At 37.4% G+C, this 20,469-nt stretch carries 17 protein-coding genes and 1 pseudogene; 10 read left to right on the top strand and 8 right to left on the bottom strand.

Annotated features, from left to right (window positions below; genetic code table 11):
- Positions 1 to 156: 156 nt before the first annotated feature.
- Positions 157 to 585, bottom strand: a complete 429-nt coding sequence (locus J2S13_RS02480; protein WP_307256104.1) for a YwpF-like family protein — start codon at positions 583 to 585, stop codon at positions 157 to 159.
- A gap of 267 nt (positions 586 to 852) precedes the next feature.
- Here J2S13_RS02480 and J2S13_RS02475 point away from each other — a divergent pair, with 267 nt between their 5' ends.
- Positions 853 to 1,218, top strand: coding sequence for a single-stranded DNA-binding protein (locus J2S13_RS02475; RefSeq protein WP_307256103.1), 366 nt, complete (start codon positions 853 to 855; stop codon positions 1,216 to 1,218).
- Between the two features lie 14 nt (positions 1,219 to 1,232).
- Complete coding sequence (locus J2S13_RS02470) at positions 1,233 to 1,421, top strand: hypothetical protein (protein WP_307256102.1); 189 nt, start codon at positions 1,233 to 1,235, stop codon at positions 1,419 to 1,421.
- Positions 1,422 to 1,578: 157 nt separating this feature from the next.
- On the opposite strand, the gene J2S13_RS02465 is transcribed toward J2S13_RS02470, so the two are convergent.
- The 4 genes from J2S13_RS02465 to tagU form a co-directional block, all read right to left on the bottom strand.
- Complete coding sequence (locus J2S13_RS02465) at positions 1,579 to 2,112, bottom strand: hypothetical protein (RefSeq protein WP_307256101.1); 534 nt, start codon at positions 2,110 to 2,112, stop codon at positions 1,579 to 1,581.
- Between the two features lie 136 nt (positions 2,113 to 2,248).
- The gene (locus tag J2S13_RS02460) at positions 2,249 to 5,053 is read right to left on the bottom strand and encodes a DEAD/DEAH box helicase (RefSeq protein ID WP_307256100.1); all 2,805 of its coding nucleotides are present in this window, start codon (positions 5,051 to 5,053) and stop codon (positions 2,249 to 2,251) included.
- Entirely contained in the window at positions 5,046 to 6,689 is a 1,644-nt protein-coding gene (locus J2S13_RS02455; protein WP_307256099.1) for a hypothetical protein, read from the bottom strand. Before J2S13_RS02455 ends, J2S13_RS02460 begins: the two co-directional genes overlap by 8 nt.
- Before the next feature lie 279 nt (positions 6,690 to 6,968).
- A complete protein-coding gene (gene tagU, locus J2S13_RS02450) occupies positions 6,969 to 7,913 on the bottom strand; it encodes a polyisoprenyl-teichoic acid--peptidoglycan teichoic acid transferase TagU (RefSeq protein WP_307256098.1) in 945 nt (314 codons plus the stop codon).
- Between the two features lie 272 nt (positions 7,914 to 8,185).
- Here tagU and J2S13_RS02445 point away from each other — a divergent pair, with 272 nt between their 5' ends.
- Positions 8,186 to 8,755 carry a 3D domain-containing protein gene (locus tag J2S13_RS02445; RefSeq protein WP_307256096.1) on the top strand — a complete coding sequence of 190 codons (570 nt, stop codon included), beginning with the start codon at positions 8,186 to 8,188 and terminating at the stop codon, positions 8,753 to 8,755.
- Positions 8,756 to 8,799: 44 nt separating this feature from the next.
- Here J2S13_RS02445 and J2S13_RS02440 read toward each other — a convergent pair whose 3' ends face one another.
- Positions 8,800 to 9,918 (bottom strand): M20 peptidase aminoacylase family protein, encoded by a 1,119-nt coding sequence (locus J2S13_RS02440; RefSeq protein WP_307256094.1) that lies wholly within the window; start codon positions 9,916 to 9,918, stop codon positions 8,800 to 8,802.
- Between the two features lie 703 nt (positions 9,919 to 10,621).
- Between J2S13_RS02440 and J2S13_RS02435 the strand changes: the two genes are divergently transcribed.
- Positions 10,622 to 10,918, top strand: a complete 297-nt coding sequence (locus J2S13_RS02435; RefSeq protein WP_307256093.1) for a hypothetical protein — start codon at positions 10,622 to 10,624, stop codon at positions 10,916 to 10,918.
- A 56-nt stretch (positions 10,919 to 10,974) separates the two neighbouring features.
- Here J2S13_RS02435 and J2S13_RS02430 read toward each other — a convergent pair whose 3' ends face one another.
- A complete protein-coding gene (locus J2S13_RS02430) occupies positions 10,975 to 11,379 on the bottom strand; it encodes a helix-turn-helix domain-containing protein (RefSeq protein ID WP_307256092.1) in 405 nt (134 codons plus the stop codon).
- Between the two features lie 203 nt (positions 11,380 to 11,582).
- Between J2S13_RS02430 and J2S13_RS02425 the strand changes: the two genes are divergently transcribed.
- The gene (locus tag J2S13_RS02425; protein WP_307256091.1) at positions 11,583 to 12,056 is read left to right on the top strand and encodes a hypothetical protein; all 474 of its coding nucleotides are present in this window, start codon (positions 11,583 to 11,585) and stop codon (positions 12,054 to 12,056) included.
- A gap of 65 nt (positions 12,057 to 12,121) precedes the next feature.
- On the opposite strand, the gene J2S13_RS02420 is transcribed toward J2S13_RS02425, so the two are convergent.
- Entirely contained in the window at positions 12,122 to 12,754 is a 633-nt protein-coding gene (locus tag J2S13_RS02420; RefSeq protein ID WP_307256090.1) for a Bax inhibitor-1/YccA family protein, read from the bottom strand.
- A gap of 372 nt (positions 12,755 to 13,126) precedes the next feature.
- On the opposite strand from J2S13_RS02420, the gene J2S13_RS02415 reads away from it, so the two are divergent.
- From J2S13_RS02415 to J2S13_RS02400, 5 genes and pseudogenes are all read left to right on the top strand, one after another.
- Positions 13,127 to 14,272: a glycerate kinase family protein gene (locus J2S13_RS02415; RefSeq protein ID WP_307256089.1), complete on the top strand. Its 1,146-nt coding sequence runs from the start codon at positions 13,127 to 13,129 to the stop codon at positions 14,270 to 14,272.
- A gap of 384 nt (positions 14,273 to 14,656) precedes the next feature.
- Complete coding sequence (locus J2S13_RS02410; RefSeq protein WP_307256088.1) at positions 14,657 to 16,660, top strand: penicillin-binding transpeptidase domain-containing protein; 2,004 nt, start codon at positions 14,657 to 14,659, stop codon at positions 16,658 to 16,660.
- A 405-nt stretch (positions 16,661 to 17,065) separates the two neighbouring features.
- A pseudogene (locus J2S13_RS16860) lies at positions 17,066 to 17,131 on the top strand (zinc-ribbon domain-containing protein); the annotation flags it as partial.
- Positions 17,132 to 17,239: 108 nt separating this feature from the next.
- On the top strand, positions 17,240 to 18,487 hold the full coding sequence (locus J2S13_RS02405) for a TcaA NTF2-like domain-containing protein (protein WP_307256087.1): 1,248 nt from the start codon (positions 17,240 to 17,242) through the stop codon (positions 18,485 to 18,487).
- 482 nt (positions 18,488 to 18,969) lie between these two features.
- Positions 18,970 to 20,235 carry a C40 family peptidase gene (locus tag J2S13_RS02400; protein ID WP_307256086.1) on the top strand — a complete coding sequence of 422 codons (1,266 nt, stop codon included), beginning with the start codon at positions 18,970 to 18,972 and terminating at the stop codon, positions 20,233 to 20,235.
- The last annotated feature ends 234 nt before the right edge of the window (positions 20,236 to 20,469 follow it).

The following is a 20,469-nucleotide window of genomic DNA, read 5'->3' as shown; positions in this document are numbered from 1 at the left end:
ATTTGAAGCTTTAAAAAAAGCTATCCCCATTAGTGGCTGGTTGCCATTGTCATTATGATCTAGATAAGATGTTTGAATCATTCTGTTTAGATTATGTTGAGGATGCCTGGCTGTTTCCGAGTGGGATAGCTTTTTTGGGCGCCAAATTCCTTGATATTATCGATTAGCGGCGAATTCTGGTTTAGACTTTAATTTTTCCTTAAATTCAAGGAGAAGCTGTTCCCCTTCAAAACCTTGTTGAATGAGATCGTCTAATAATAATTCGGCATATTCATTACGCAATCGTTTTATATGACCCTCAAAAAGAATACTCATATGAGAACCCAATTTCTTAATCCCACGAATATGTGTAAGAAAAACAGCGGGATTATTTTCAGGGCGTGAAATGACCGCTTGTACTTCTAGGTCCTCCGTCATTTGTTGAGCATCCCGAAAATAATCATAGTGGGAAATGTCTACGAATGCCTCTAATAACCAAGTACGTTTTTCATCTTCTTTATTAATAATTAATCCATCAATAAAGTCAATATTCTTCACGGCATCTTGTTCAATGATTTGAAAACTAATCATTTTAAAGGTTTTCATACACGAATAGCCCCTTATTCTTCATTTTTCACTCATTATAACATAGAGAAAAAAGAAATCGTAAATAGATACGGCATAGGAAAAAAGGGTTAAAGTTCAAAATGGCTTTTCTTACGATGGTTTGCTGTTGAAAATCCTATTTTCACTATAGGGAAAACTCCATTTTGAACTTTTTTTACCCTTTAATTATCTTTTCTCTATCTTTTACGAATTATCGACTTTTGCATATGATAGACATACCTGCTAGATGAAAGGAGATGATGATCAATGATGAATCATGTCACACTAGTAGGTCGTTTGACGAAAGATCCCGAATTGCGCTATACAAACGATGGAAGGGCCTTTTTGAATATCATTGTTGCAGTGAATCGTCATTTTCGATCGAAAAAAAGTGAAGGAAATGATACTGATTTTATTTTATGCACAATTTGGAATAAAACGGCCGAAAATACGTCGAAGTATTGTGAAAAGGGATCATTAGTTGGGATTATCGGTCATTTGCGGACGCGATCCTATGAAAATCAGGAAGGGAGGAAAGTGTATGTAACAGAGGTATTAGTGAATTCTATTCGTTTCTTAAGTAGAAAGCAACAAGAAGAGCAAGAAGAAGTTCCATTATTAGAATTTCCTTAGACGGGGTGACATTTATGACGGAAGTATCCATTCGTATAAACAAAATGGAGTCAGTATTAGAAGAAATGGTCTATTTAATTGGAAAAATGCATGCAAATTATCTCCTTTTAGACCAAAGAATATGTCAATTAGAACATATTGAACGAATGAACCTTCAAACGACTACTTATAGACTTCAAACAAACAACCGCAGAGTAAACTAACCAATCACCCAACCGAGAAGTATTCCAGAATTAGTAATATGTTTGCCTAATAACCTCCCTCTATCCATCCAGATGATAGAGAACCCTCCCCAAATAAATGAAAAGATACTTTACCCCAAATATTCCTCGAAAAAACGAGCTGGTCCCCCCTCATGGATCAGCTCGTTTTTAGTGTGATCTGGAGGAAGGGGAGAAGTGCAAAAAAATAAGGGAAATAATCAAATATCATGGGAAATGCGCAAATATCCAGGGAAATAAGCATAAACTTCGGGAAATGGTGCATATCCTCACGGGAAATAAGCAAAAATCGCAGGGAAATGATCAAATCCAGAATACGGTCAAAAATCAGCTGAGGTTGAGTCCAAAGGAAAAGAAGTGCAAAAAAATAAGGGAAATAATCAAATATCATGGGAAATACGCAAATATCTAGGGAAATAAGCATAAATCCCGGGAAATGGTGCATATCCTCACGGGAAATAAGCAAAAATCGCAGGGAAATGATCAAATCCAGAATACGGTCAAAAATCAGCTGAGGTTGAGTCCAAAGGAAAAGAAGTGCAAAAAAATAAGGGAAATAATCAAATATCATGGGAAATACGCAAATATCTAGGGAAATAAGCATAAACCCCGGGAAATGGTGCATATCCTCACGGGAAATAAGCAAAAGCCCATAGGAAATAATCAAATCCAAATCTACAAACCTCCAAACCTACGAAAACCAGATCTACAACCGTATACCCAATAGAAAAGCATCATACTCCAATAAAGAAAAAACCCAGAGAGAAAGCGGTCTACACCGCCTTCGTTCAGGGATTTCCTTTCCTTTTCTATTGGAGCTTGATTAATTGATGAAGTTCAGTATCAGATAATTCGGTGATCCATTGGTCACTTTGGATGATTTCATCATTAAGGGCTTGTTTTTTCTCAAGCATTTCGTCAATTTTTTCTTCTAATGTGCCTGTTGTAATCAGTTTATGGACGTGTACGAATCGTTTTTGTCCAATTCGATAAGCTCGGTCTGTTGCTTGGTTTTCGATCGCAGGGTTCCACCAACGGTCATAATGAATGACATGATTGGCAGCGGTTAAGTTCAACCCTGTTCCTCCCGCTTTTAATGATAAAAGGAAAATAGGATATTCGCCGTTTTGGAATTGTTCCACAAGTTTGTCCCGCTGTGATTTGGCCATACTTCCATTTAAAAATGGAATTTTCACTTTAAATCGTTGTTCAAGTTCTTGTTGGATCATTTCACCCATTCCGATATATTGGGTGAAAATAAGACAGGCTTCTTGATTGTTCATAATATAGTCGGTTAAATCGACGAGCTTTTGGAGCTTTTCTGAACGTTCGATGATTTTATTTGAGCGACTTTCTTTTAAAAATAAGGCAGGGTGATTACATAATTGTTTTAATTTATTGAGCATCTGTAGGATCAACCCTCTTCGTTGAAAGGCCGATAATTTTTCAATTTCGGTGAAGGTTTCTTGAATATAGCTCTCATATAACATCGCTTGTTCAGCGGTTAACGGGCAATATTCCTTCTGTTCTAATTTATCAGGAAGATTCAATTCAACGTCAGGATCCTTTTTCGTTCGTCTTAGTAAAAATGGACGGATCCGGCTTTGCAATTCTTCAATTTTTTCCTTGGAATGCTCCTTTTCAATCGGAAGAATATAGCGCTTTTGAAATTGTTGAACCCCGCCTAGATAGCCATGATTAATGAAATCAAATAAAGACCATAATTCAGATAGCCGATTTTCCATAGGGGTTCCTGTCAAAGCGATATGATGCATGCCCTTTAACTTTCGAATCGCTCTTGACTGTTTGGTTTGCGAATTTTTTATATTTTGTGCCTCATCTAAAGCAATCGTACTCCAATGGATAGAGGATAAGCTATCGAAATCGAGATGTGACAGTCCGTACGATGTTAATACGACATCTGCCTGCTGAACCGACTTGACAAATTCCTCATCCTGTGGCCGATTACTTCCATAATGTAAGACCACTTGTAAACTTGGAGCGAATTTCTCCAATTCCTTTTGCCAATTCCCGAGAACAGAAGTCGGACAGATGATTAGCGCTGGTGTGTCACTCTTTTCGTTCTCTTTTACTTTTAAAAGGTAGGAAATAAGTTGAATTGTTTTTCCAAGACCCATATCATCTGCAAGACATGCCCCAAATCCGAAAGAACGTAAAAATAGGAGCCAACTAAACCCGAGTTGCTGATAAGGCCGTAATTCCCCTTGTAAAGTAGAAGGAGCCTCTTCCAATGGAATCGTCGTCGTATCTTTTAATTGTGAAATCATCTTTTTTAAGGAACGAGTTAAATCGATTTGGATCTTAGCAAATGTTTGGATTGAAAGATCTTCCTCTTCATCGGATGACTCAACAGGAGTTAATTCTTGCTCAAGCAAATCGGAAATCGTTAACCCTTCTTTTTTCGCTTGATTCATCAATTTCTGAAGCTTTTGAATCATCTCAGGGTCGAGCTGAATCCATTCACCATCCACCTTTATAAGTCGTCGATTTTGTTCAATTAATTGTTGAAACTCTTCCTCTGACAACTCGGCTCCATTCATAGACAATCTCCAATCAAAGTCAAGCACAGCATTCAACCCGACGAATGACCGCCGATAATTGGTTTGGCTAGACCGGACTTTTGCAGATAATGAAAGGGAGGCTTGGCGAATCGACTCCCACCATGAAGGAAGCAAAATTTCAATTCCAAGTTGCAGTAGCTTTTCGCTTGCGTTCGTCAAAAATTGCCACGCTAATTCTTCCGATAACTCTCCCATTAATGTACCGTCTTTTTCAAGCCATGGAAATAAGCGAAGCCATCGATTCTGTTCTTTTTCAACATGGGGTAGATGTTGTTTCCAATTTCGTGGAAGTCTAGCATCCACACTATAAAGTTTCTCGGGATTTTTTTTATTTCTCAAAATAGTTTCAAGCTGCCATGGAAGTTCATCTTCTTCTGGTTCTGTTAAACGTAGACCAATGGTAAAAGGGAGAGGACTTTCATCGATTTCAATCCATTCTCGCCACCGTTCCTCATCGAAGTATTGAGTTAATTCTTCTGGAGAAAGGGATCCACTTTGAACTGTTGCAAGTCTGTGTTTTACATGATCTGGCATTCTTTGTTCAATCGATTGTTTTGCACATAGTTCAAATACAGTTCTCACTAGCTCACGATGATTCAATCCTTCTGTCGAGTTTTTCCAAAAATCATTTGAAAACTCATCCCAAACAGCTGAAGGGATCACCCATTGCTGGTGATCAGGATTAAAATTTGGAAGCCACTTTCCGCTTGAAATCGTCTCATAAATAATAGGAGCAATCGCTAATCCTAAATCTCCAAGATCATCCCACTCCCAATGAATAAGATGACTAAATTTCTCGGCACTTAAGGCCGTTACCCATTCCCATGCGGATAAAGTGATTCCAGGTATTTCTTCTTTTTCACTGATGTCAATTTTTGTTCCAAAATAGCTTTCTTCATGCCATAGCAAAAACTGTTTGGCAAAATACTCGGGTCGTATAATATAACCGTTTCGATCTTCACCAAATAGAAAAAAGCGCTGTTCTTCTTCTAACCAATGCATGTGTATTGAAATATTCCCCAGTTTACTCATCTAGTAACTTTCCCTTTCTACATTCTTCATGAAATGCCCGCAATCTCTTAGTATTTTGAAGGATAAAGTCAAAATAATGATTCCAGTGATCTAATTTCTTCATTTTTCGATAAATAGTGCGGACCTTCTTCAAATATTTAACGCACTTTTTATAACTATCACGATTTCGTTGATCCAAGAGGAATTGGATGCCATGAATATAAATTGGAAGGACGAGTTCCGGTGATATTTTCGTCACTTCTTTAAGCCCCATATGTTCCAACTCCGAAAGCTCCAATTCTGCCCATAGTTGCAATTCTGCCCACTTTTTCAATTGCTGACTTACGAGTAAATGTTGATTTAATGAGTAAAAACTATAAGGGAGCATGGCGGTTAAAAGTTTTTCATATAGTTCAGGCTGATGATTGGATATCCAATCTTGATCAACGGCATGGATCAGCCACCGTGCAAATCGTCCCTTTTCATATTCATCATCTAAAGAACGAAGAAAATCTTGAACCTTTTCGCTGATGATCTCTATTAAAATGCTTGCGTGTTCATATTTTTTCTGTACTAAGGCATAATGAATCCAAAAGTTGAAAAATTGGAGAAAAACACTCGGTAAAGAGTAGGCAAGTTCAGCAAATTTATCTAGCTTATTCAGTAAAAAAAGTTGGTGCATGTAAGCAAGAGTTCCGAGAAAATCATTTGATTGAACTTTCGACTCGAGTCTTTTGAGCTCCGTCTTTCTCCATTGTTCCCGTTTGAAAAAGTCAGTCCAAATCATTCGATAGAACTCTATTCTTTTAAAGAGGTAATTTGTTTCAGTACTATTTCCATCAATTAGTTTCTGACATTCTCCCTTTAAAGCTTGAATATATCGGTCAAAAGCAAAAGGAGCCGCACAGCTTGATAATTGAGCTAATGCTTCATCCCCTTCTTCGATTAAAAAAAACAAGGCGGAAGAGGAAACATTGTGAAGATGCTGCGATGATTCACTTGCTTGCTCACAATCCTTAGTGGTCAACAAGAAGAGATGGAGACTTATAAATAATTGGTATAAAGGTCTCCACTCCTGTTCAATTGGACTTTTTTTCATTAATTGATGATGAAGTTTTTGAATTTGGCTTTCTAGAATATAAGGATTTTTTCTGACATAATCCCAGTTTAACGTTTGATAAGCGACTTCAACCCGCTTTCCCCAGTTTTCAGGGCCATCGTCACCTGCTCTTATGCTCGCGTTCAGCAGGTCACGAGCATAAGACACCCCTGGGATTTCAATAGGCTTTTTTTTCTTGGCTTGAGGGGAAGTCGTTTCCTTCCATTCCTCTAACCACATGGAAACGGGATACATTTCTTTTAATACAGAGAAAAATGCTGCAATTTGGTGAGAACACCAATGATTTCTCCCGCATGTACAGGTGCTGAATGTTGGAAAATCAAGATCGAGACGAACTCTTTCAGGTGATGGATCGAGCACAACACAAGAAATAAATTCATCATTCCCCTGAATATCGTAGACAGGCCGTTTTTTATATAATTGGAATCCATCCTCAATCAATGCCCGATCCTCTTCTAAAGAGGGGGACAGCTCGTTTTTTAAATGTTCACTGAAAGAAGTCAACTCATTTTTCAAACTTTCAACTTGAAATGCCATTCAAAAAAATCCTCCAATCCCGTTCTAATTAAAAATACATATTCTTTTATTATAGCAAATTCCCTTATATTTTAAGCGGGAAATTCGGCTTCACTTGTATTTATCATAAAGTTCAACTAACATTCAGTGTAAATGTAAGAAAGGGACTGTCTCAAAAGTCCATTTTAATATGAATTTCTCCCAAATTAAAAACCCAAGAATGTTGATATGACAGCATTCTTGGGTTTTGCATTTTACCGATTTAGGCTTAGAAAACTACTTTTCGGACAGCCCCTCACATTATTTTAAATTTAAATGATCGACAAGTAAGTCATGTAATCGATCTTTTTCCGTATCATCCACAATATAGTACCAAGGTTTTCCGATACGTTTTCCTTCACCCTTTACTTCATTTTGAACAATTTTTTTGGCGGCTTTTTTGTATTTTGATTGGATCGTCATCATTTCATCAAATGTTAAGTTTGTTCGGATATTTTTCCCTAAAGCTTGAAAAATATCATCATAATTCCATAAGGTTGACATACTAGCCCCTTTATCAATGACCCCTTGAATGATTTGACGTTGGCGAATTTGACGTCCGAAATCACCGCGTGGATCTTCATATCTCATTCGAGTAAAGGATAGAGCTTCTTCACCATCTAGAGTGATCGAACCTTTCGGAAAGTTTTTCCCCTCATAGGAAAAGGCTAATTCATTGTTCACACGAATTCCGCCAACCGCATCCACAATATCTTTGAAACCTTCCATATTAATTTTTACATAATAATCAATTGGAATATCCAAGAAATGTTCGACAGTGGCCATCGACATTTTGACTCCACCATATGCATAAGCATGATTGATTTTATCTTCCGTTCCTTTTCCAATGATTTCAGTACGTGTATCACGAGGAATGCTCAACATTTGAAGGGATTCCTTGTGAGGATTCACCGTGAGTAAAATCATCGTGTCCGATCTTCCACTATCCCCTTCACGTTCATCTACACCGAGCAATAAGACCGAGAAAGGTTCGACTTTCTTCAAATTCACTTTACTACCACGTTTTTTCGAAATATGTTTATCCATTGGATCATGCATCGTATTAATCGCTTTGTTTAAAGAATGATAGATGGAGTAGGCATACACCCCACCACCTACTATAAGGAAGAGAAGGAGGAATAAAATAACTTTTCTCAACCGCTTTTTCTTTTTTGGCATTTGTTTTTCCGAACGGGACAATCCCATATGGTTCTCACTTCCTACTTTTTAGCATTATAAAAAGAATGTACTTCATATGACTTCTTTCGTCAATAACGTATATTTTCCTTTTAATATCTGTCTTTCCTCTAATAAAGCACATTCAAAAGTGGAAATTCCTCATATATTTAGTACGAAATTCAGATTGCTTGTAACATATTTGAAATATACACGTAATGGAACCATTATACAACTGTAAAATCACTAGGTAAATATCATGGTAAAATAGGACTTGTTCAAAAAGAACTGGAGGTAAATTCATGAAAAAATGGATTACAATGTTTTTCGCAACAATATTAGTTTTAAGCACGTTAACTTTCGGAGCATCATTTACATCGGCTGCATCGCAAACATACACTGTGAAACGCGGAGATACATTATACAAAATTTCTCGTAACTATAAAACAACTGTCGACCAACTCAAAAAATGGAATAATTTAAAATCCAACTTAATCAAAGTTGGCGAACAATTAATTGTTTCTGAAACAAATACACCAAATACTGCCGCTACACCTGTCGTTAACAATACAAATCCATCTAAAAAAGTCATCACTGTTAAATCTACGGCCTATACTGCAAACTGTAAAGGATGTACTGGTATCACAGCAACAGGCTTCAACCTAAAGAAAAACCCAAAAGCAAAAGTCATCGCAGTAGATCCTAAAGTCATTCCATTAGGAACAAAAGTACATGTAGAGGGATACGGTGAAGCCATCGCAGCAGATAAAGGCGGAAGTATCAAAGGAAATAAAATTGATGTATACGTCCAAACGAAACAAGAAGCAAGAAATTGGGGCGTACGTACAGTGAAAGTTACAATACTTAAATAAACTAAGTGCCAGGTAATATCCAAGAAATGGATGGTGCCTGGCACTTATTTAGATTGTAATCCTTTTAAAATGGCCGTGGATAAAATTTTCACCCCGATAGGAATAGCTCTATGGTCAAATATCATGTTCGGATGATGAAGCCCAGGTGTCAAGTCGGCTCCAAGCCCTAACATCGCCGCTTTTACTTGCGGTTCCTTAATCGTATAAAAGTGGAAGTCATCACTTCCAGGAGTCACGACAGGTGGGGCCAATCCTTCTTGTCCTAATACATCCAAAATGGCCTCTTGCAAAATTCCCTCTGCTTCGAGTGCTACCTCTGCTCCCGGTGTAAAACCGGTCCATTCATAATCAATGTTCACGTCAAAAGTAGAAGCAACACCATGAATAACCCGAACGACCTTTTTTTGTAGATTTTGTAACAAACTATTGCTGTGAGCACGGACATCTAAGGCAAACTCCCCAGATCCAGGAATAATATTGAAGCTTTCTCCACCTGCTTGCATCTTCGTCATTTTAATAGAATAAGGGTCAAAAGGAGATAAATAAATCGTTTTTAACTGTTGATTTAAAGCAGTCATCACATCAATCGCGTTGACCCCTTGATGTGGTCTTGCCCCGTGAGCATCATTACCGGTGATTTCCCCTTTTAAAAATAAAACCGCGCCATGTCGAATAGAAGGAGCCGCTTTTCCAAAAGGAACTTCCTCAATTGGACGCAAATGTACACCAAATAAATAATGAACATCTTGAATGACTCCTCTTGTAATCATCGCAAGAGCGCCATTCCCTTTCTCCTCAGCAGGTTGAAAAATGAATCGAACCGTCCCTTCTCGAACCTGTTCTTTAATCGTTAACAATGTGCCGATGACAATCGTCATATGGGCATCATGACCACATGAATGATTCGCTTGAAATTTTCCATCTACTTCCTGCCAAAGAGCATCAATATCAGCCCTAATAGCAACCACCGGCTTACCAGAGCCAATTTCAGCGACCAAACCAGTACAATCGTCAAACTTCCGAAAAGAAATCTTTTCCTTCTTTAATAAATTCGCAATATACTCTGTTGTCTCCGTTTCCTTCCAACTAATTTCCGGGTTTTCATGCAAATGCTTAAAAATGAGACCTAACCTTTCCTCCAAATCAGGAGATGGTGTGAACATAAGAAAACTTCCTTTCCATTGGATATGAATGAAATAATTATGTATTTCAAAAGTCCCGGTTGCAATACCGAATTCACGATTAAAAAACGAAGCTACACATTTTAATAGTATGCTTCATTATATGATGAAAAATAGAAAAAGGACATAATCAATTATTGAAGAGGAAATGTTTGGACAGATACCGGGATTGAAGGAAGTCAAAGATGTGCATCTGCGAGAAGTCGAAGTCGTGCAAATATCCCGAGAACAAGCGCAAAAAACTAAAGTTATAGCGCAAAAACCCGATGAAGTAGCGCAAAAGTGACATATTGTAGTGCAAAACGCAGTGGGAAATATGCAAATTAGTTTGGGAAATAGTCAAAAGTGGTCGTCCGGGGAAGCCCCCCTCTTGAGAATCGGAAGTAAAGTCGCAGTAGTGCAAATATCCCGAGAACAAGCGCAAAAAACTAAAGTTATAGCGCAAAAATCCGATGAAGAAGCGCAAAAGTGGCGAATCGTAACGCAAAACGCTGCGGGAAATATGCAAAACAGCTAGGGAAATAGTCAAAATCCCCCGTGCCCTCACGATTCACCTCGAAAACACCCCCCAATCTCTCCCCAATCCCCTTAGAATCCCTATAAATATTCTTTCTCAAAGATTATTTATGAAACTTAATTCTATCGGCAACGTATATACAAGTAAGAGATATTGAAGGAGGATATTATGAGTACTTCAAAAATATTGAAATGGGTAACTGGTGGATTGGAGGCGTTTCTTGGATTTCCGATCATTGGCGGTATGGTTGTATTAGGCTTTGCGTGGGTTCCTTTAGCGGTGATGGCTGTTTTGCACATCATTACACTGATTTTCTGTATGAAAGATGAGCAAAGCACACATGGGAGTATACTCGGAATTATAACATCCTTTATCGCATGGATTCCATTTGTTGGCATGGCAATGCATATTTTAACGGCAGTTTTCCTTTTAGTAGATGCAGCAAGACCCTCACGTAGTTATTAAAAAAGTGGGGGCTTGTTCCAGAAAACACAAGCCCCCACTTCATTTACGTATAAAAATTATTTCCAACTTTTTAACACTTTAAAGATCTCATTAATTCCCGCGACTTTTTTATCACGATCTTGCTCTGATAGATATGTAAAATATAGCAAGTTTTTCTTTAATTCTGGATAATCCTCTAATAGTTGATTGATTTCCTGATCCTCAAGTTGGCTCACCTTTTCTCTTAATAAACCTGCATCATAATGACTCGTTTGTTCATCCAAAAGCCAATCAATCAGTAAGTCATCAGGGATGTGATAGGCGACCTTAATATTTTTAAGCATATCAACCGTTATATTGCTATCGCCTGATTCATATTTTGAAATCGTTGGTTGGCTAACATTTAAGCGTAAGGCCATTTCAGCTTGCCCTTCTTTTAAAACCTCACACCGATACTTTCTCAAGTTTTCATGTAAGCTCATGCTAACACCTACCTATGTTTTTCCCAAAACATATCTTTTTTCAAGTGAAAAAACGGTAGATATTCTATATGTGAATAACAATTCGTATTCTAATATTAAATAAACGAAAGATTGTGAAAAAATTCAAGTAAAATATAAAATAAGGACAAAATTCCTAAAAAATTATCTATTTTTATATAATTATAGGAGGTTTGTATTAAGAAATGAAAAATAATCCATGTAAGAAAAGTTTATTATTGGTTTTTTGCGGCAAAAGGATGAGGAATAATGATCAGGTGGAAATTGTTTCATTTTGTCACATTTCTGATGTGTTAAGGCATCTAGCCAATTCAGAATACTTTTTAAAACATGTGTCCAATAAGAAATATGTTGAATTTGAGGTTAGGAGAGTGACAAAATTTCTGTTAACCATTCAGTATTTAGATGAACAATGGGAAATAGAAATGGAAGTCAGTCCGCAAGATTACCGAATCCAATTTACGATAAAAGACGGGGAAAAACTCATTCCAGAAGAAGTGATAGAATTAGTTACTGGAAGTTTCCTAATTAAGCAAGGGCGCATGGCTTCCTTTCTCATAGCTAAACAACATCCTTCCACTTCCTTTCACAGACCACCTCTTACGACAAGAAAAACTTCATTGATCCTTAACGAAAGTACGATTAGGTATCATCCTTAGTGAAATATAACGATCAGAAAAGGAGGATGCCTATCATTTCGGCTCCTCCTAAATCAGTCTTCCTACTAATCATCTGATAAAATATTGAAAAATCTAAGTAGATCCAAAAATATATTAATAAAATCCAAATAAAGATTAAGAGCCATTAAGGGTACTTCCTCTGCTGTCACTCCGTATTTCTTCATCATATTGAAATCATATAGAACAAATCCACTGAACACAAGAACCCCAATGAAAGAATAAACAAGCATAGCTGTTGAAGTAAGAGGGGAGAAGAAATTAAAAATACCTAAAACAATTAAAGCCAAAAGCGCGGCCATTAAAAATCCCCCAAGGAAGGAAAAATCCCTTTTCGTTTTCGTCGCATAAACACCTAACCCAGTAAAAATGACGACAGTTGTTCCAAGTGCCCCAAGTACTAAATTCGCTCCCATTGAGGAAAGATAGTAGGCAATTGCCGGGTAAATCGTAATCCCAGAAATAAAGGTAAACACATACAAGAATGTATAAGAGATTGCTTTTCTCCGTCTAAAAAACATAACAGACAATAACATGATGAACTCAACAACGACAAGCGGGATAATCAAACTAGGAGGAACAAATACACCAGCAACCATACCTAATAACGAAAAGGATAAAGAAATCGCAAATGTTTTCAAGACTGACGGCATATAATCATAAGAAGCTTCACTATACATAATATCACCTCAAAAAATGTTTTCTTTCCTATTAATACGAAGGAAAATAGCGATAGTTTCATAAAAAGAGTGGAATTATTAATTTTATTGAATGGAGATCCTCGGAATTCTATATGAGGGGGGTTCCTTTTTTTCAATGTGAAAGGGGTTAACAGAAAGAAATTCCCAGAAGAATTTGCGAGTTTCTTTGTTTGTATATTTTCCAAGGAATTTTGCTTATTTCTCATGAGAATATCCTAGTTTTTGTTCATTTCCCGGGAATTTATGCAAATTTCCTATGTTTATTTGCGTTGCACTTTTTTCTTTATTTTTGTAAGGTCTCCTAGACATTGGTAAAATAAGACTACAATATGCGCTATGGAGGAAGAATAAATGAAAGTCATGATTGCTCCAGATTCATTTAAAGGTTCATTATCTGCAAACCAAGTAGGAGAAGCAATTAAACGGGGAATTTTAAAAGGGATGAGGAATGCTCACATTGAAATCATTCCGATGGCAGATGGTGGAGAAGGAACTGTAGATGTTTTACTGCAGCAACATCATGAGGCAGAGTCTCATCGAATCACGGTTCATAACCCCATTATGAGTCCGATTGAAGCAACTTATATCACATTCACAGCAAGTGATGAGCAAGTAGCATGGATTGAATGTGCCGAAAGCAGTGGACTTACCCTCATCAACGAACATGAGCGGAATCCAATGAACACGAATACATATGGACTTGGTGAACAAATCAAAGCAGCGATTGAACGTGGGATTCCACATATCATGGTTTCACTTGGTGGAAGTGCTACGAATGACGGGGGACTTGGGATGCTACAGGCGCTTGGATGGCAACTTTTTGACATCGATGGAAAGTTATTACCTCCTACAGGAAACCCCTTATTAAAAGTGGAGAATATTTGTGATCAATATGTACCAGCTTCTGTTAAGAATACTAGGTTTACAGTTGTTTGTGATGTTCAAAATCCCTTTTATGGTCCAAATGGAGCGGCCTATATTTTCGCTCGTCAAAAGGGGGCAAAAGATGATCAAATTGCGATACTTGATCAGGGATTACATCGTCTTTGTGAAATTTTTCTTCATCAATATGGAATAAATGTTCAAAAAGTGGATGGGAGCGGTGCGGCTGGAGGGTTAGGGGGAGCGCTATTAGCTGCTTTAGATGGGACAATTGTTTCAGGAATTGATACGATCATTCAGCTCAACAAGGTAGAGGAAAAGGTCAAACAAGCGGATCTCATCATAACAGGGGAAGGTAGCATAGACCATCAAACCTTAATGGGAAAAGTCCCATTTGGAATCGCTAAGCTTGCGAAAAAATATGATAAACCTGTCGTGGGCCTTGGGGGGAGGGTCGATATGAACCTCGAATCACTGAATGACTATTTCGATGGGATTTTTTCTATTCAAACAGAATGCCTGCCAATCGAAGAGGCTATACAACCTACTATTGCAAGTACTCAGTTAGAAGTCACAGCAGAGCAGATCTTTCGATTATTCAATCGCTTGATCTAAGTTTCTAGTGAAAAGCATGGAGTATTTCGACCTCTCGAAAAAAGATTTGCGTATTTCCCGTCGGATTATGCCTATTTCCCACGCAAATATGCGCTAGTTCTCTAAAGATTTGCACTTGAACCTCCAATATTTGCGTATTTCCCATAATATATGCCTATTTCCCGGATTTTTTTGCACAACAACTCCCGGCTTTTGGTTCAATAATAGGATGATGTCCTACAACGATTTTCACAAGACTATAACTCTCTACTCGGTTGTTTGTCATTTCAAACAACGAATTTATCAATTTTGACAAATTATGAAGAATAATTGACCACAATGTCAAATCATGTAGAAGGCTGTTATAATATTCATGAAAACCGCTTGGAAAGGGGGAAGAAAAAAGTGAAACGATCTCATTTCATAATAGGTTCTTTATTGCTCCTATTCAATATCCTATTTCTTTCTGCTTGTGAAAAAACACCCACACCGGAAGAACGGTTGAAAGAGTACATAAAGCTTTGGAATAAACAAGACTTTCAAACTCTTTATCAAGATTATGTAACATCAAAAGCAAAGAAAGAATTTAAAAAGAAAGGCTTTGTAGACCGCTATCATACGATATATCAAGATTTAAATGTGCATGACCTACAGGTAAAAGCAGAGATCAAAGAGGAGAAGGATTGGAAAAAGTCCGAAAAAGTCGAATTGCCTATTCAAGTCAAAATGAAAACCGTCGCTGGAGAAATCCAATTCCGTAAAAAAGCAGTATTAAAATTAGAAGAACGTGACGGAAAAACAAATTGGTATTTAGATTGGAATACGACCTATATTTTCCCGGATTTAGAAAATGGGGATAAAATTCGCTTGAAAACAGTAGAAGGAAAACGTGGTGAAATTTTTGATCAACTTGGAAATTCCTTGGCGATTAATAGTAAAGGCTATGAAATCGGGGTGATTCCGGAAAAATTTGGTGAAGACCCTGGAAGATTGGCGCTACTATCGCAACAATTAGGCATTTCAACAGAGTTTATTAAAAGTCAAATGAACCAAGCATGGGTTCAACCCCAATATTTTGTTCCACTTAAGACGATTCCTTTTGAAAATCAAACGAAACTAAATCAACTTCTAGCCATCGAAGGGGTTCAAGCAAATAGTAAAGAAATTCGCGAATACCCTTATCACGAATCAGCGGCACATTTAGTTGGATATGTTGGCAAGGTTAGTGGGGAAGAACTGAAAAAATTGAAAAAGAAAGGCTACACAGAAAAAGACTTTGTCGGAAAAAGAGGGTTAGAACAATTACTTGAAGAGCAACTGCATGAAGAGGATGGCAGCCAGATCATGATTGAGAAAGTAGAAGGCGATACAGTCGTTATTGCAAAGAAACAACCAAAAGATGGAAAATCAGTAAAACTGACGATTAACGCCGAATTACAAAAGCTCATTTATGATCATATGAAAGGAAAGCCGGGTTCTGTAGCAGCAGTTGATCCAAAAACAGGGAACACAATGGCGCTTGTTAGCTCTCCAGCTTTTGACCCGAATGAATTTGTTCATGGCATAGGCGAAAGCCGTTATAATCAGCTTGAAAAAGATCCTAATAAGCCAATGCTTAATCGCTTTGCGGCGACCTATGCACCTGGGTCAACGATGAAAACGATCACAGCATCTGTTGGATTTCAAACAGGAAAGCTCGATCCAGATAAAAAACGAAACATAAAAGGGCTGAAGTGGAATCAAGTAACTCGTGTATCAGATATTGGAAAACCAGTAGATTTGCATGATGCAATGAGATATTCCGATAATATTTATTTTGCACAGCTAGCGAATGAAATCGGTGGGGAAGACATGGTGAAGGGATTAAAGAAATTTGGTTTTTCAGAAAAATTCCCATATTCATACCCAATTCGCGCTTCACAAGTTTCCAATAGTGGCAAATTAGATAAGGAATCCTTATTGCTTGATTCAGGATACGGGCAAGGGGAGGTCCTAATGAGCATGTTGCATCTAGCTTCGATTTACGGCGGAGTTATCAATGACGGGACCATGATGAAGCCATTGCTCTTTGCAGAAGATAAGCCAGAAGTATGGAAAAAAGATTTAATTACACAAAAACAAGCCGATATTTTAAAAAAGGATCTTCGTGCCGTCGTTGAAAAAGGAACAGCCAAGATTGGCAATGTACCTCAACTAAAACTAGCTGGAAAAACAGGAACAGCCGAACTAAAATTAGCACAAGGATCTAAAGGAAAGGAAAACGGTCTATTCGCAGGGTATGATCAAAATAATCCAAACTTTGTCTTAGCCATCCTTTTTGAAGGTGTTCAAGGCCAAGGAGGAAGCAATGGTGCCGTAGAATTAGCGAAAAACGTCTACCTTCAATGGAAGTCAACACCACAAATTTAACTACTCAAAGGGCCATCTTAGAAAAAGAATCTATCCTATATGAGATTCCTTTAAACAAGGTGGCCCTTTCACAAAATATAGGTGAATTCTCCATTAACATTTCTCAACATCTTCAAAACGACTACGATCCAAACACATTCCCAAAAGTTCATCCATTTCATTTTTTTATATTCACAAGTAAAAAGATATGATACATTTGTTATGGATTTGTGGAATAGAAATTTTATTCTTTTTTAGCAACGTACTGTCTATATTGAACTTCCCACTTCCTAATAGGGGATTTTGCGTCGAACATAACTGGTCAGTAAGCCATTAAATTTGATAGGGGAAATCAACAGTCCGAAAACCCTACTGTTTGAAGTTTTATAATATAACTAAACAGATGTCTAAAAAGAGGTGAATCATATGAGTTTTTGCAGGAAATGCGGAACCTCCCTTTCCTCAGATGCGCTTTTTTGCCCGAATTGTGGAACGAAAAGTGAATCCCCCACCCTACCGGAACAGAATAGCTCAAAAGAAATTTCCAAAAAAACTAAACGGCCAAATAAAAAGAGGCTCTACGTCGGAATAGGTACTTTAGTGTCGGTATTCATCATCGCCATTAGTATTCATTTTTATCTTGCTAATCAATACAGTAGTGAAACAATGGTGAAGAAATTCTCAGATGCAGTGAGATCTAAGGATTTAAAGACAGCGAAAATGATCCTTGGGGAACATCAGAAAGGTGATTTGACAGAAGAAGATGTAAAAGGAATGATATCTTACATTCAAGATGAATGGTCAAGCATTGATGGCCTGCTAATGTCAGCAGCCAAAAGTCATTCAGAGGAACCTATCATAGATTCTAGGGGAAACAAAATCCTTCAAATCGTTCCGGGAGAGAAAAAATTCGGTTTATATCATCAATATTATCTTCAGCCACTGCGAATTGAAGTGCAAATGAAGACGAACTTAGATCATGTAAAAGTGACGGATGGAAAGCAAATGTTCAACCAATTAAAGGAAGCTAATACATATGAAACAATAGGCGAATATTTCCCGGGAACGTTAAAAAAAGTGACAGCATCATTTAAAGGGGAATATGCCAATTTAACCGCTGAAACAGAGATCGATTTTAAAGAAGCGAAAAAGAATGAATTAAAACAAAAAATTAAATTGAACGGTGCGTTTATTCCTATTTCCTCTAATCGTGATGAGGCTCTTTTATTTGTTAATGGGAGAAATTCTAGAGCATCGATCAAGGAAATTAATCAACTAGGCCCCATTGCGACAGATGGATCTGTGACCATTCACGCTGAATTAAGAACGGCAAATGGCATGATTAAAAGTAACGAGGTAGAAGTGGTTGGAGAAGAAGCAATTGTATTGAATTTTAACGAAGAAGACCTTTTGGCTCTTCAAGACCGAGAATCTTCATCTATTCATGAAGAAGAGGGATCAGGGGATGGAGAATATTATAGCGGGCTGGCTAGTCTAGTGAGTGAATTTATGTACGCCTCTGTGGATGCCTATAATTACCGCGATTTCTCCCTTGTCGAAGGTTATATGAACCCTTCAGGACCAATTTACAAAAAAACACAAGAGTACATCGATTACCTAGATAAAAAAGGGATATATGAAGAATTACTAAATGTAAACTTCATCCAAAGTGAAGATACAAGAAACGGAGTTAATATTACAACTCAAGAAGAATACAAGATATCCTACGGGAATGGTTCAATGAAATTTAAAAAATTCGAAACGAAACAACATTTCCGTTGGATCGACGGAAAACTACTAGCACATGAGTTAATTTATACGAAAGAACTTTATTCGAAAAATATGTAGAAAACCGCCCGCAGTATATATACGAGAAAACCGCCATTTTACGACCTATATCATAAAATGGCGGTTTTTCTTATGGGATCATTCGATTCACATAGATTCATTCATTTTATCCCGCCTTAATGGGCAGTAAAACCTCCACCTCCAAATGATTTGGAAACAAAGAAGTTAAGTGGAGGATCACGGCCCCTAAAGGTCCGATAAGTTCAACTAACATTCAGTGGAGATGAAGAACCCACCCACCGAATGAAGTTTCACTTTATATAAGCTGAAAGTCATGTATTTATTTAACAATAAACTAGGTAAAATGTCTCTTTTGTGAAAAAAATGAAAACTTTCCTCGGAAAATGGAGGAAAATGTGGAAGGGATATAGAACATTAATTAGGTGGTATATCAAATTTACCAGAACTAAGAACCTATAAAATAAATGTTATCTAGTGATAGACGGAAAGATCAAATAACATAAAAGGAGAAGAAAAAGGACATGAAAAAATCACTTTTTATGCTTTCAACAGCAGCATTTGTTTCAGTAGGATTTGCCGCAACAGCTGAAGCTTCTCAAACCCATACAGTGCAGCAAGGCGAAACTCTATTTAAAATTGCTCAAAAGTATCAAACAACGGTCGCAAAACTGAAAGAACTAAATTCCCTTTCGTCAGATGCAATCTATGTGAATCAAGTGTTAAAAGTAACAGCCGATTCTCATTCTTCCACTGAATCAAATACGACGGTTTCATCAACTCCAAAACAAAACGTTACACCGAAAGTTTCATCAGGACAAATGTATACAGTGCAACCAGGCGATTATTTACACAAAATTGCAACTAAGCATGGAATTACAGTTCAACAACTTAAGGACTGGAACAACTTAACAAGCAATGTGATCTACTCAGGACAAAAGTTAAATGTGGGCAACCATATTCCAAAGCCAACGACGCCGACTACGCCAGCACCAAGCCCATCAAAACCATCACAAACGAAGCCAGAGACCACCGCACCACAATCAGGACAAACGTATACAGTACAACCAGGTGATTACCTGCATAAAATTGCCAACCAATATGGAATCACGGTGCAACAACTAAAAGATTGGAATAACTTAACAAGTAATATGATTTATAGTGGTCAAAAATTAAAGGTGGGAGGAAGTGTTTCTAATACACCAGCACCTAAGCCAACAACCCCAACACCGTCCCAACCATCAACAAGTACATATATTGTTCAAAACGGCGATACTTTAAGTAAAATTGCTTCAAGCTACAAAACAACCGTTCAAACAATTAAACAGGTGAATAATTTAAATTCCAATATCATATATGTTGGTCAAAAGTTAAAGCTTACTGGAAATGGTAGCACAGTAGATGAGGAGTCTGGCAATGCATCGACTAATTCTACTACATCTTTAATTAGTGAAGCCAAGAAACATACCGGAACACCTTATTTATGGGGGGGAGTGACTCCTTCAGGCTTTGATTGTAGTGGGTATATTTACTATGTCTTTAATAAGGCGGGTAAAAAAATACCAAGAACCAATACAGAAGGATATTACAGTCGTTCCTATTATATTAATACTCCACAAGTAGGAGACCTCGTCTTCTTTGAAAATACATATAAAAAAGGAATTTCACATATGGGAATTTACGTAGGGAATAACCAATTTATTCATGCAGCCGATAACGGAGTAGAAATAAGCAGCCTTTCCAATTCCTATTACAAAAAACATTTCGAAGGATTTAAGCGATTTTACTAGACCCCAGAAACCTCCATTCAAAAAAGTGGAGGTTTTTTGGTATAAAATGGGGGGTGCCAGGCACCATCCATTAATTGTCAATTATATAGGGGACTCTAGGCTTGTGGACTTTTTGGAAATGTCTAATTTTTAGCTCTCAGATAAAGTCCATATAATTGTGTAAAAAGAAAAGGGTCAAATTCTCCCTTCATGGTTACAATGTTTAATGCAAAATAGAAAACATTGGAAATCAAG

Source organism: Oikeobacillus pervagus (assembly GCF_030813365.1).
Lineage (GTDB): Bacteria > Bacillota > Bacilli > Bacillales > DSM-23947 > Oikeobacillus > Oikeobacillus pervagus.
This window is presented reverse-complemented; position numbering and strand designations above follow the sequence as displayed.